Origin of the sequence: Bradyrhizobium sp. 45 (genome assembly GCF_023073155.1) — a bacterium.
GTDB classification, from domain to species: domain Bacteria; phylum Pseudomonadota; class Alphaproteobacteria; order Rhizobiales; family Xanthobacteraceae; genus Bradyrhizobium; species Bradyrhizobium canariense_D.
Window position 1 is genome coordinate 1 of sequence record NZ_JADPIX010000053.1, and the last position, 12,710, is coordinate 12,710.

General features: G+C 62.4%; 9 protein-coding genes and 4 pseudogenes. 10 read left to right on the forward strand and 3 right to left on the reverse strand.

The annotated features are described in order from the left end of the window. The first annotated feature begins 34 nt into the window (after positions 1–34). The 6 genes from IVB42_RS09245 (at position 35) to ccoS (ending at position 5,525) form a co-directional block, all read left to right on the forward strand. Positions 35–199 (forward strand): CcoQ/FixQ family Cbb3-type cytochrome c oxidase assembly chaperone, encoded by a 165-nt coding sequence (locus IVB42_RS09245; protein WP_015687703.1) that lies wholly within the window; start codon positions 35–37, stop codon positions 197–199. Positions 200–205: 6 nt separating this feature from the next. Beyond that, positions 206–1,081, forward strand: coding sequence for a cytochrome-c oxidase, cbb3-type subunit III (gene ccoP, locus IVB42_RS09250; RefSeq protein ID WP_247470078.1), 876 nt, complete (start codon positions 206–208; stop codon positions 1,079–1,081). Positions 1,082–1,189: 108 nt separating this feature from the next. After that, entirely contained in the window at positions 1,190–2,656 is a 1,467-nt protein-coding gene (gene ccoG / locus IVB42_RS09255; protein WP_247470079.1) for a cytochrome c oxidase accessory protein CcoG, read from the forward strand. Between the two features lie 15 nt (positions 2,657–2,671). After that, complete coding sequence (locus IVB42_RS09260) at positions 2,672–3,157, forward strand: FixH family protein (RefSeq protein WP_247470080.1); 486 nt, start codon at positions 2,672–2,674, stop codon at positions 3,155–3,157. Positions 3,158–3,168: 11 nt separating this feature from the next. Continuing rightward, entirely contained in the window at positions 3,169–5,358 is a 2,190-nt protein-coding gene (locus IVB42_RS09265) for a cation-translocating P-type ATPase (protein WP_247470081.1), read from the forward strand. Further along, entirely contained in the window at positions 5,358–5,525 is a 168-nt protein-coding gene (gene ccoS, locus IVB42_RS09270; protein WP_247342297.1) for a cbb3-type cytochrome oxidase assembly protein CcoS, read from the forward strand. Before IVB42_RS09265 ends, ccoS begins: the two co-directional genes overlap by 1 nt. Before the next feature lie 180 nt (positions 5,526–5,705). Here ccoS and IVB42_RS09275 read toward each other — a convergent pair. Beyond that, positions 5,706–6,101 (reverse strand): annotated as a pseudogene (locus IVB42_RS09275) (helix-turn-helix domain-containing protein); the annotation flags it as partial. A gap of 2,042 nt (positions 6,102–8,143) precedes the next feature. On the opposite strand from IVB42_RS09275, the pseudogene IVB42_RS09285 reads away from it, so the two are divergent. Continuing rightward, positions 8,144–8,338, forward strand: a pseudogene (locus tag IVB42_RS09285) (hypothetical protein). Beyond that, positions 8,335–8,516: pseudogene (locus tag IVB42_RS09290) on the forward strand (PIN domain-containing protein); the annotation flags it as partial. The pseudogenes IVB42_RS09285 and IVB42_RS09290, both read left to right, overlap by 4 nt. A 321-nt stretch (positions 8,517–8,837) precedes the next feature. Here IVB42_RS09290 and IVB42_RS09295 read toward each other — a convergent pair. Further along, entirely contained in the window at positions 8,838–10,418 is a 1,581-nt protein-coding gene (locus IVB42_RS09295) for a Fic family protein (RefSeq protein WP_247470082.1), read from the reverse strand. A 365-nt stretch (positions 10,419–10,783) separates the two neighbouring features. Between IVB42_RS09295 and IVB42_RS09300 the strand changes: the two genes are divergently transcribed. Both IVB42_RS09300 and IVB42_RS09305 read left to right on the forward strand, forming a co-directional pair. After that, positions 10,784–11,245, forward strand: a complete 462-nt coding sequence (locus IVB42_RS09300; protein ID WP_247470083.1) for a Fic family protein — start codon at positions 10,784–10,786, stop codon at positions 11,243–11,245. 48 nt (positions 11,246–11,293) lie between these two features. Next, positions 11,294–11,677, forward strand: coding sequence for a hypothetical protein (locus IVB42_RS09305; RefSeq protein WP_247363290.1), 384 nt, complete (start codon positions 11,294–11,296; stop codon positions 11,675–11,677). A gap of 726 nt (positions 11,678–12,403) precedes the next feature. Here IVB42_RS09305 and IVB42_RS09310 read toward each other — a convergent pair. Further along, a pseudogene (locus IVB42_RS09310) lies at positions 12,404–12,710 on the reverse strand (hypothetical protein); the annotation flags it as partial.

A 12,710-nucleotide genomic window follows, 5' to 3' on the forward strand; every position in this document is an offset into this window, starting at 1 on the left:
GAGAAAGCCAATCTTCGCTGAGAAGGCACCCACGATGAAAGCCATCCTGACACTCGACAATCTCGCGTCCGGTCTCGTGACCACGATCTGGACGCCGGTCTTCGTCGCGATCTTTCTCGCGATCATCGCCTACGCATTTTGGCCTCGCAACAAGGCCGCTTTCGACGAAGCGGCACACCTGCCGTTGCGGGAGGAGTGAGAGATCATGACCGATCATCATAGCGACATCGATTCCGTCACCGGCACGTCCACGACCGGGCACGAGTGGGACGGGATCAAGGAACTCAACAAGCCGCTGCCGCGCTGGTGGGTAATCACCTTCTACCTCACCATCGTCTGGGCGATCGGCTACTGGCTCGTCTATCCGGCCTGGCCGCTGATCTCCAGCAACACCACGGGCATGTTCGGATACTCGTCCCGCGCCGACGTCGCAGTCGAGCTCGCAAACCTCGAGAAGATCCGCGGCGACAAGATGGTGGCGCTGGGCGCGGCCTCGCTCGCCGACATCGAAAAGGATCCGGCCTTGCTGGCGCTCGCCCGCGCCAAGGGCAAGACGGTGTTCGGCGACAATTGCGCGCCGTGTCACGGCAGCGGCGGCGCCGGCGCGAAAGGCTATCCGAACCTGAACGACGATGACTGGCTGTGGGGCGGCACGCTCGACCAGATCATGCAGACCATCCAGTTCGGCGCGCGTTCCGGTCACGCCAAGGCGCATGAGGGCCAGATGCTCGCCTTCTGCAAGGACGGCGTGCTGAAGCCGGACGAGATCGTCACGGTCGCCAATTACGTGCGGTCGCTATCGGGCTTGCCAACCCGCAAGGGCTACGACGCGGCGAAGGGCGAAAAGATCTTCGCCGAGAATTGCGTCGCCTGCCATGGCGATGGCGGTAAGGGCAACCCCGAGATGGGCGCGCCGAACCTCACCGACAAGATCTGGCTCTATGGCTCGGACGAGGCGAGCCTGATCGAGACCATCAGCCTAGGCCGCGCCGGCGTTATGCCGGCCTGGGAGGGGCGGCTCGATCCGGCCACCATCAAGGCCATGGCGGTCTACGTCCACTCGCTGGGCGGTGGAAAATAGCCCATTGACGGAAGACGGGCGAACAAAACGCCCCCGTTTGCGCTGGATCAACTGACGCCGCGGCGTCGGGTCTCGGTTTAATCGCACCTTTGCGAGAAGCTTTTGACGATGAACAAGACCGTGAACCCGAACGACCTCACATCGGACGACGATTACGGGCCGCTCTACGCAGCCCGGAAGAAGGTCTATCCCCAGAGCGTCTCCGGCACCTTCCGCCGGATCAAATGGGGCCTGATGGCGTTCTGCCTCGGCATCTACTACTTCCTGCCCTTCGTGCGCTGGAACCGCGGTCTCGGCGCTCCGAGCCAGGCGGTGCTGATCGATCTGCCCAACAGCCGCTTCTACTTCTTTTTCATCGAGCTGTGGCCGCAGGAGGTCTACTACTTCACGGGCCTGTTGATCGTCGCCGCGGTGGCGCTGTTCCTGATGAACTCGGTCGGCGGCCGCATCTGGTGCGGCTATCTCTGTCCCCAGACGGTCTGGACCGACCTGTTCTACGCCGTCGAGCGCCTGATCGAAGGCGACCGGCGCGAGCGGATGAAGAAGGACAAATCGTCCGATCCGACGAGGCTCGAGCGCATCTCGGAGATCGTGCTCAAGCATTCGATCTGGCTCCTGATCGCCTGGTGGACGGGCGGCGCCTGGGTGCTCTATTTCAACGACGCGCCGACGCTGGTGAAGCAGCTCGTCACCTTCGAGGCGCCGATGATCGCCTATGCCTGGATCGGCATTCTCACCGCGATGACCTATGTGCTCGCCGGATTCATGCGCGAGCAGGTCTGCGTCTATATGTGCCCCTGGCCGCGGATCCAGGCGGCGCTCACCGACGAATGGGCGCTCAACGTCACCTACCGCTACGACCGCGGCGAGAAGCGCACCTCGGTCAAGAAGGCGATCGAGCTGCGCGCCATCGGTGAGCACGCTGGCGACTGCGTCGACTGCTATCAATGCGTCGCGGTCTGCCCGACCGGCATCGATATCCGCAACGGGCCGCAGCTCGAATGCATCCAGTGCGGCCTCTGCATCGATGCCTGCGACAACGTGATGACCAAGATCGGCCCTCCGAAGCGGCTGATCGGCTACGACAACGACATCAATATCCATCGCCGCCAGGAAGGCAAGGCGCCGGTCTACCGCATCGTCCGTCCCCGCACTGTCGCCTACAGCGCGATCATCGCGGCCGTCGGCGGCATCATGATCTACACCCTCGCGACCCGCAGCCTGCTCGACGTCAACGTGCTGCACGACCGCAATCCGGTCGCCGTCAGGCTCAGCGACGGCTCGATCCGCAACGCCTATACGGTGCGGCTGCTGAACAAGAGCGGTTATGACCGCGTCATCGCGATCGACGCGAACGGTCCGGCCAACGCGACCATTCACGTCATCGGCGTTGATTCCGTGACGCCGGACCGGCCGATGATCGTGATCCCCCGCGACTCCACCAGCGAGTTGCGGCTGCTCGTGACCGCGCCGGCGGACAGCAATCCAGAGAAATCCATTCCCGTCCGCTTCCACGTCACCGATATCGGGCTCGGCGAGGCCGCGTCCGCCACCGACAATTTCGTCTCACCGTAAGTCCAGGAGACACCCATGGCATCCAAGCCGCTGACCGGGACCAAGGTGTTCCCGATGCTGGTCGCCTTCTTCGGCGTCGTGATCGGCGTCAACGTGACCATGATGAAGCTTGCGATCGCGACGCTGCCCGGCACCGACGTCGACAGCCCCTATGCCGCAGGCCTCATTTATGACCGCGAGATCTCGGCGGCGCAGGACCAAGCCGCGCGCAAATGGCAGGTTAACGGTCATATCGAGCGGCGCGCCGATGGCAATGCCGTGCTCCAGGTCGAAGCGCGCGACGCTGCCGGGCATCCGGTGAGCGGGTTGAAGTTCGGCGGCCGCCTGGAGCGGCCGACCGACAAGCGAGCTGATCTCGCGGTCGAGCTCTCGGAGGCCGGCATCGGCATCTATCGCGGCAATGCCGCCTCCGTCGCGCCCGGGCAATGGGACATGGTGATCGAGGGCGAATTGCGTGGCGCGCGCGTCTTCCTGTCACGCAACCGCGTCATTCTGAACTGAAGGATTTCGCCATGCAGATCACGCGGGACTTCTCGCACTACGTCCGGACCGCGGGCGAAGGCGTCCAGCACATCGATCTCGCGGTCGAGGGCGTTCACTGCGCCGGATGCATGGCCAAGATCGAGCGCGGACTGTCGGCGATTCCCGACGTCACGCTGGCGCGGGTGAACCTCACCGACCGGCGCGTCGCGCTGGAATGGAAGCAGGGCACGCTCGACCCAAGCCGTTTCATCGATCGGCTGGCAGAGCTTGGCTACAAGGCCTATCCTTACGAGACCGAGAGCGCGGAGGCGACGGAAGTTGCCGGTTCGCGCTTCCTGCTGCGCTGCCTTGGCGTCGCCGCGTTCGCCACCTTGAACGTGATGATGCTGTCGATCCCGGTGTGGTCCGGCAATGTCTCCGACATGTTGCCCGAGCAGCGCGACTTTTTCCACTGGCTGTCGGCGCTGATCGCGCTGCCGGCGGCAGCCTATGCGGGGCAGCCGTTCTTCCGCTCGGCCTGGCGCGCGCTGTCGGCCAGGACCACCAACATGGACGTGCCGATCTCGATCGGGGTGTGCCTTGCGCTCGGCATGTCCGTGGTCGAGACCATCCACCACGCCGAGCACGCCTATTTCGACGCGGCAATCATGCTGCTCACGTTTCTTTTGGTCGGCCGCTTCCTCGACCAGAACACGCGGCGGCGGACGCGCGCGGTCGCGGGCAATCTCGCCGCACTCAAGGCCGAGACCGCGGCCAAGTTCGTCGGGCCTGACGAGATTTCGCAGGTGCCGGTTGCGGCGATCCATCCCGGCGACATCGTGCTGCTGCGGCCCGGCGAGCGTTGCGCGGTCGACGGCACCGTGATCGAGGGACGCTCCGAGATCGACCAGAGCCTGATCACCGGCGAGACGCTCTATGTCACGGCCGGGCGGGGCACGCCGGTCTATGCGGGCTCGACGAACATCTCCGGCACGCTGCGGGTGCGGGTCTCGGCCGCCTCAGAAGCCACGCTGCTTGCCGAGATCACGCGGCTGCTCGACAACGCGCTCCAGGCGCGCTCGCGCTACATGCGGCTCGCGGATCGCGCCTCGCGGCTCTATGCGCCGGTGGTCCACGCGACCGCGCTTCTCACCGTCCTTGGATGGGTCATCGCCGGCGCGAGCTGGCATGATGCAATCGTGACCGGCGTTGCCGTGCTGATCATCACCTGTCCCTGCGCGCTCGGGCTTGCGATCCCGACGGTGCAGACGGTGGCCTCGGGCGCGATGTTCAAGTCGGGTGTGCTGCTCAATTCGGGCGACGCCATCGAGCGGCTGGCCGAAGCCGACCACATCATCTTCGACAAGACCGGCACGCTGACTCTGCCGGATCTCGCAGTCACGAATGCGGCCGAGATCTCCACTGATATCTTCGAGCTCGCCGGTCGCCTCGCGCTGTCGAGCAATCATGCGGTGGCCGCTGCGGTCGCGCAGGCCGCCAGCGCCAGATCGCCGATCGTCGGCGCGGTCGAGGAGGCCGGGCAGGGCGTGCGCGCTGTGGTCGAGGGCGTCGAGATTCGTCTTGGTCGTCCGTCCTTCTGCGGCGCCGAGGCGTTGGCCGGCGGCGTCAATCTCGACGCTGAAGCCTCGATCGTCGCTTTCAGCAAGGGAACGGAAAAATTCATCCTCTCGGTGCGCCAGGGGCTGCGTCCGGATGCGCAGGCCGTGATCGCGGCGCTGAAGGCGCGCAACATCGGCATCGAGATCCTCTCCGGCGACCGCGAGCCGGCGGTGAGGGCGGCCGCCCACGCGCTCGGCATCGCCGAGTGGCGCGCCGGCGTGACGCCGGCCGACAAGATCGCGCGGATCGAGGAGCTGAAACGGCGAGGCGCAAAAGTGCTGATGGTCGGCGACGGCATGAACGATGCACCCTCGCTCGCGGCGGCCCACGTCTCGATGTCGCCGATCTCGGCCGCGCATCTCAGCCAGGCGACCGCCGATCTCGTCTTCCTCGGCCGGCCGCTGGCGCCAGTCGTTGCCGCCATCGATTCCGCGCGCAAGGCGCTGCATTTGATGCGGCAAAACCTCTGGCTTGCGATCGGCTACAACGTCCTGGCGGTGCCGATCGCGATCAGCGGTGTCGTCACGCCCCTGATCGCGGCTGCCGCTATGAGCGGCTCGTCGATCCTGGTCATGCTGAATTCGCTGCGGGCACGCAGCGCCTCGCGGAAGATCGTGTGATGGAGATCCTGATCATTCTGGTCCCGCTGGCGCTGATGCTCGGTCTTGCCGGCCTCGCCGGCTTCCTCTGGTCGCTCCGGAGCGGCCAGTACGACGATCTCGACGGCGCAGCGTGGCGGGCGATTGCCGACGACGAGCCGCCGCAAGAGGCGCCGGCTAAGCGGTAAAGCGGTAGCTTTCCACTCGAGGTGCGGCGGACTTCCAGTGAATGGGAGAGCATCCCTGTCGTCGTTGATGGAGGGTTGACCAGGTTTGTTATGACGGCAGGTTGTGTCACTGCATGGGGGCGTTGTTGCCAATCGAAGGCGGCGCAACTGAACGGACCGGCGGCGTGGCGGGAGTCCGACCTCCATGTCCGGCAAATGCTGGCGATGGCGCAGCACGATCTGGCGCGCTCCGGAGAAGCCGAGAAGGCCTTAGGCGTGAAGCTCTGACAGGGCTCGCGAGACCGTCTCCAGGATGAGGCCGAGATAGTCGCCGATGTCACGGCGGCACTCGGACGGCCATCAGGCCGGCGGCCGCGGTGCGGGATGTCCGTCTCGAGCAGGAAGGTCGCGATCCTCCATGGCGTTCTTGCGGCCGAGCAGCAGCATGTGGTCCTCCGCGTGCTTCAGCTCGCCGGCCGTCAGGGTCCAGAGCTTGCGCGCGAACTGACAGTCTGTATTGGCCGCCTTGTCCGGGCTCGCCCGGTTTACCAGGCGCACCGTGGTCTCGAGGATCGCTTCGGCCGCGATGCGGTGGGCCCTCGCCGAGATCTCCTCGTCCTTGCCGCTTGCGAATTCGCTGGCCACGAGCGCCGTCTGGCCGACCAGCCGCCGAACGCAGCGGACGGCGAGGGCGCGGAGCGCGTCGTGGAAGGCTGGGTGGTGTAGAGTGCGGGCGGAAGCATCGGCGATCTCCTTGCTGATGGGCGGAGGATGCGAGGCACCGCCACACGGTCAAATTCGGCGTCATCTCTGGTGGCCCTCCAGGCTGCTGCTGAGCGCTTGCATCGTTGGAGCGTTGAGGCAGTAGTCTTCGTAATCTCTGGTATCCACCCTGATCTCGACATCGTTGTTGCACTCAACCTTCCGGTCGCATTGGGTGCAGACCCGCTCGTCGCGCAGCACTGCCGGCTTCGATCGCGAAGACATCCTCGTGGTCGATGCCGAGAACCTTCAGTAACCCGGGCAATTTCGTCAGCCGCAAGCGTCCTTGACCACGCATCGAGGTCTGCAGGCGTAACGCGCAGATCGGCGCGATTCGTGCCGCAGTAGAGTTGATGCAACTCACGGAGTTCACGGCGATGCCTCAGCCAGTTACCGAAAACATCCAGGAGGCCTTCAAGAATGGGATAAGTCTTCTCTGTTTTCTTCATGCCCAATACGCTCCCAATTCTGGTGTGATGCTTTCTTATTGAAGCCGGCCGGGGCCGCCGTTGCGCCAGCGCAATGTCCTTTGCGCGGACGTAGCTGGTCCGCCGCAATTGCAGTATTTCTCCCCCGGGCGTCCGGCCGTAGAGCGCATTCAACCCAAAATCTCGGCCAGCGCCGTTGCCAGACCTTACCTCGATCCCCTACCGGGAGGCCCATCCTTCCTCTTGATCGGCGACGTACGCAAGCTCCTGCCGCAACGGCCCGCTCGCCCGGCCGCCTCTCGAGGAAGCGAAAGCCGGCAGCCCGAGCACGAAAGACCTGGAGGGCCTCGTCGAACGCTTCGTCGTAGGAATCGATCCCACGACCGTGTGCATGAGTTCGTTCAGCACGTAGGCGCGAACGAGACTCCTCAACATAGTGAGGGCGTTCTCGGCGGCTTCGCCGAAGAGCCCGTAATTCGGCTAGGACGCCGATTATCAGCGTATGCAGGTTTTCACGAGCGTCGCGCCACTCGGAACAATCACGGCCGCGCTCCGGAAAAGCGCGGCGGATGGAGCCGGCCTTTCGAGCGCGTAGGAGCGTATCGCGTGAGCGACCAAGTTCAGCGCGTCTTCGACGATTTTTTACGCGAGCCTTCTGCGGCCGGCAGAAATTCCCGGTAGCCCTTGACGGCAAGGAAGCCGCGCATCTCGGCGAACGTTTCGCGCGGTCGCCTGTGCAGATCTCGACTTCCTGGGCAAGATCTTTCGCCAGCTCCCGGTCCCAGGCGCTCGAGAGCATTTCTTTCACGGAAGGGTCGCGAGAGTTTTGTGGCAGTCATCGTCCTCAACCTCCGAATGGTCATGCGTCGTGAACAGCACCACCGCGATGCCGACCACAGCACGGTGGCGGATATCGTTGCGACGGTGGACAGAACGCTCATTGCCCTGAGAGCGCCCGTTATGCCCTCCTAGACCAATGGATAAACGCCACTGCAAAAAGGATCCTCCAATTCAAAGTAGACCAGCATTCCGGAGGTTCGTACGCCAACTGGTGGATCCAGTCCGGCCCTGAACCGCCAGGCAGAGCTCTAACATTCGACTAGGCGTCGGGCCGCGGTTATGCGAGTCTTGCAGCATTTCGAGGCGTGTCGGAAACGGAGGGACCCGATGTGCGATCGTTAACTGCGTGTCTCTTTCGGCGTGGTTGGAATTGGGACGGGTAAAGTTCTCGGACACTCAAAGTGACATGTGCCAGTGAAAGTACGCTCCACGACTGGACCGTAGGTGAGCGTGTAGTCGTTTGCGAAGCGGCTGGACCGCGTCTGAGCGGCAAGCAAGGAGTCGTTCTCGGGTTCGGTGCTACGCGCAGCAGGCTTCGCGTGTTGCTCGACGGTTCCAGAGGGCCGATCACGTTGCACATCACCTTCGTGGACCCGGTCGTGCAGCACGATCGCGCTTGAGAATGGTGCTGCCTACAAGGGGAAAGTCCGCGCGGCGTAGCACAATCGCAGCGCGGAAGCGGAAATGCGCGCCATTCTGGAGGCGGCCGTGCGTCCCGAGAAGATCGGCCTCACCGATGCCGATGTCGAGGCACTTGAACATGGCCGCGACGCGCGTCCCGCTGAGCCGATGCGCTTCGAATGATCCTGCTTGATACGAATCTGGTCTCCGAGGCGATGAAGTCCGAACCGCATCCATCGGTTCGTGACTGGCTCGACGCCCAGGGGGCCGAGACGCTGTTTTTCTCCAGTGTCACCATCGCCGAACTGTTGTTCGGCATCCGCGCGCTGCCGCGCGGGTCGGGAGAAAGAAGGCCCTTGGTCAGCACCTCGACCTTGCAGCCGAGAACGGCCTCCCAGCGCCCGTTCTGAGGCTGACAGCGGAATGGCGTACTGCTTCTGCTGCTGGACATCGGCATGCTGATGCCGCCGAGGATGATGATCGAGATCACGCCGATCGCGATCGGTGCTGGTCAGCTTGATCGCTGATCATCATGCTGGTCATCCCGATCATGATCGCGCGCGCTTCGAGGTTAGCCCACGGGCGCCGGTCACGTCGGCATCTCGCCGTGCGATGGCTCGCAACGTGCGCGCGCGATTTGGTGGCACTGGGCTTTTTGCCGAGCCCTAGTCCGGCGCGATCCTCAACCGAGGTCCGCCAGTGCTTGGACTTCTCCCGGAAGGCTCTGCCGGGGCGGAGGCGGTTCACGACGACAACAGTCTGCCAGGAATGCGGCGAAGGGACCGACATCACCTTGTACGCTCGCGCTCTCGAGTGCCCGCATGTATTCGTCGCGTCTGCCGACGGGAATGATTGTCCAAGGCAGTCCTCCCGATGCCATCATGACATTCATGAGGAAGCGGCCCGTTCGGCCATTGCCGTCTGGAAGAGGGTGTATGAAGGTGAATATGAAGTGTCCGAGCACAGCTCTCACGCGCGGATCCTTCTCCTCCTTCAGGCAATCAAGAAAAGCCTCCATGGCGTCAGGTACCGATTCCCAAGCGACCGGTGTGTGTCCCGAGTTCCTGATGAAAACGAAGTGAGTTCGATAACCGGCGAGGTTTTTGGGCTTGATGATGCCGGCTTGAACTGAGGGCTGAAAGAGGGCCCGGTACCAGTCGAGGTGCTCTCGATCGGCGATCTCGGCGGCGTCCTCGCCGTTGAGCACGCGGGCCACCGCGCCACGGACCACTTGGAACGCATCCCAGTAGCCCTTCGCGGCCATTGCATCCGTTTGTTTGCGATCTCCATCGCTGTCGTTGGGATCCCATTTTCCGGTCTTCACCTTCTCGATCAGTTCCTCCGTGACCGAGTAGCCTTCGATAGAAAGCGAGTGGTACGCGTCCGAGGTGTACCGTTCGTCGATCGCGGCCAGATATCCGTCATGATCGTTGATACGCCGCGGCTCAAGCTTGAAATTTGCTAACACCTTTTCGCGTATCTCCGCCCACATGAGACGGATTCGCGTCATGATTGGTGGCGTGGCCCGGCTTGGAAGCTGCATCGGTACCGGCGCTTTGAATGGATCGGCATCTTCCCTGACATCGTGCCCGCCCGCCGTCATCGCGGTGACGATATCGTCGGCGGCCCGCGTGTTGCCCAGCAGTCGGTACGCCCCGGCGATGCGCCCCGCCGCGGCCGCATGTCCGCCTTCCAGGAGGACTTTTAGGATTGCGCTGGCATTCCTCTGCGAACCGAGCAGGGCGATGACGTCGTTCTTCTGCGTCTGCCAGAAAGCTGGCGCGGCAGCGCAGATCGCCTCCGGCGCCGGAAAGGTCTGGACCCCGGCGGTCTTGACCGGGGTCACCAGCAGTTTGGTCGCCTTGTACAGATAAAGGGAGGTGCCATGGAGAAGGGGCTGGGTTTGGTTATTGGCGGTCGGTGCCGCGATCACGATCTGCTTCGGAACGTTGAGATTTTCTGCAAGTAGCGGGATTGAGCTTTCTGCCGAGAGGACCCAGTCACTCTTGAAGCGCTCGTTGCAGTAGGCGCGGCAAAACTCCCAGAACGACGAGTACCACGACGTGCTGTCGCCCGACCGCTCCTCGGGCCGCGTCATCAGCACCCATCCTTTGATGATCTCCTTCAGGAACCCGGCCTTCACCAGCCGTTCGCGGTGGGTGCGCGAAAGTTCGTCGCTCCGGAAGATTCGTCGATTTCCGCCGTTGCTGAGGGTCTTCAGCTCAGTGAGGGACTGGGCGAGTTTGTCGTGGAGAGTGGGCATGTTCCAGCTCGCGAGGTTCCGATAGTTTGATGTCCTGCGAATACAATAATATAACGCTGTTCATTATCAATAGTATTATGCTGGCGTTCTCAATAAAATTCAGTTGCGTAATTACAATAAATTATTGCAAGGCGCTTAGGCCGAGAAGCCGAGCTAGACCTGGCTAGAGCGCCTTCCGGTGGAAGGCCGACTTAAGGTGCTTGTCTGGCTGAGAATGTGGCCGCCGATCGGCAAGGAACCCGGTTATGCCTACGCTTAGCGAGTCCTCCTGAACAACATCGACGCCCATCGGGCCGGATCCTGACGGGCGCGCCGGCGTTCCGAGCCAGGCGCCATGGCCAGAGCGTTGCGGCGGGCCCGCGCAATTGACCCTTCTCCTCAAGGATTCAAAATCGAGCTGCGTCATCGAAGGCGAGAAGCCGCCGCAGGATCTTATCCAGCGGTGGGATAGGGTCATCGGCGAAGCAGGATGGACGCCGCTCGATGAGACGGTGTTCTTGCGCCTGCACCGCATTGTCATCGGTGATGAGCGTTTCGTGAAGCTCGGCTTTCGGAAGGAAGGCGGTTTCGTCGGTGAGCATGACCACGAGACGCAGAGACCCATTCCCGACCATATCAGCGCGCATCACGAAGATATCGCCTCCCTCGTCCACGGATTGATCGCGTTCGACCAGGCCTCGTCAATTGAGCTTGACCCCGCTGTGGCTGCCGCCGTGCTGGCCTTCGGGTTCGTCTACATCCATCCATTCGAGGACGGCAATGGCCGCACCTGGCACGACGGATTCAATCCGGCGGCATCCACTTTCCGGTTTCAGCCGCCATCCTAAGACAAAATCGCCGAATACAAGGATGGATTAGAAAGCTATTCGAGTAGATTGCTGCCATGCGTCCAATGGCAGCCTACTCCACAGGGCAACGTCAAGGTCCTGAACGATACGGCTGACGTTTACCGCTTTTTCGATGCAACGCCGCACGCGGAGTTTCTGTACGAATGCGTGCAGAGGACCATCGAACAGGATCTTCCGAAGGAAATCCGGTTCTTGCGGAGCTTCGATACATTCCGGGCGGGCGTCGAAAACATGATCGACATGCCGGAGCGCACCCTCAACAATCTCTTTGGATTCTTGCAACAGAATGAAGGGCGACTCTCAAAGCGCGCCCGTGACAACGAATTCTCCCAATTAACGCCAGACGAAGTCACGAAGATTGAGGAGCTTTATCAAACGGCCTTCTCGAACGACTCCGGAACAGCGAGCTGAGCCTCTGTCATCTTCATTGGATCATAGCCTGGATGTCGAATCAGAATCCTCTTCAGCGGCCGCCACAAAATATGATCCAAAGGCTCGCCGCGTGCGTGAGTTTTGATCCTAGACGAGACCGACGAGATGGTCGATGCCCTCATCGTATTTTCCGACTACTCGTCGATCGTGCTCCAAGAGCGAAAGCGATCAGTTCGAGAAGCTCTGCGCATTGCCGCCCCCTGACGTTCTATCCGATGAGGTGCAGGCTCAGACAGTCGAAGAAATCGACCGCATCAGGCGCATGGCGGCGGATGGTCCGCGCGTCCCGAACAGATGAAGACCCAGATCGCCGAAACGGAAGCAAGCATTGTGGCCTTTGCTGAACAAGCGAGGGCTGGGGAGACATTCGCGGAGCGCGATGAAGGACGGATTGGTCTCTCACAGGCCAAAGAGCGTTGAGTCAATGAGCGTGCCGCTCTGAACCGCGAGCTTCCAAGCCGACAGGTCGGGTATCGTCGATCGATCTGTGGAGCAGGGCTGCTCCCATGAGACCAGCCAAGCTGGCGACCAGCATTGAACAGGCCGATGCCGGATGCGCGGTTGCGGTCATTGAGGTTGCTGAAGCGATGAGGGTGATCGACAGGAAAACGAAATGACCGATGCCCCGTACGCAGGAGCATCGGTAGGACACGGATAGGTCGGCGCCGGAGGCAATACGGGAGCTGGTGTCGGTGCTGGTGCGGCCTATTGGGGTCCACCCGTATACTTGTCAACCGTCGACATGAGCGGCTTCGGGGTCGACAGATTGAACATCAGCCCGAACCGACCATCGGGACCAGTCTTGTCCGGCTCGTCGATCAGCTCGTAGAGATCAATCCACTCGATGAACGAATACTGAGAGAACCTCGCCAGCATCGCATCCAGGTTTGAGTTGCAGGCCGACATCGACGCCGACGTCGAGGTGTTGACGAACGTTGAGTCGTAGATCTCGGCGCCGTTCATCTCATTGATGGCGACTGGAACGCCGTAGCTCGACAGCTTTGTGAACAGG

Excerpts from the sequence above, each read along its gene's own strand:
- IVB42_RS09295 (WP_247470082.1), bottom strand. The coding sequence starts at position 10,418 with ATGCCCACTCTCCACGACAAACTCGCCCAGTCCCTCACTGAGCTGAAG.
- ccoG (WP_247470079.1), top strand. The coding sequence starts at position 1,190 with ATGAACAAGACCGTGAACCCGAACGACCTCACATCGGACGACGATTAC.
- ccoS (WP_247342297.1), top strand. The coding sequence starts at position 5,358 with ATGGAGATCCTGATCATTCTGGTCCCGCTGGCGCTGATGCTCGGTCTT.
- IVB42_RS09265 (WP_247470081.1), top strand. The coding sequence starts at position 3,169 with ATGCAGATCACGCGGGACTTCTCGCACTACGTCCGGACCGCGGGCGAA.
- IVB42_RS09245 (WP_015687703.1), top strand. The coding sequence starts at position 35 with ATGAAAGCCATCCTGACACTCGACAATCTCGCGTCCGGTCTCGTGACC.
- ccoP (WP_247470078.1), top strand. The coding sequence starts at position 206 with ATGACCGATCATCATAGCGACATCGATTCCGTCACCGGCACGTCCACG.
- IVB42_RS09260 (WP_247470080.1), top strand. The coding sequence starts at position 2,672 with ATGGCATCCAAGCCGCTGACCGGGACCAAGGTGTTCCCGATGCTGGTC.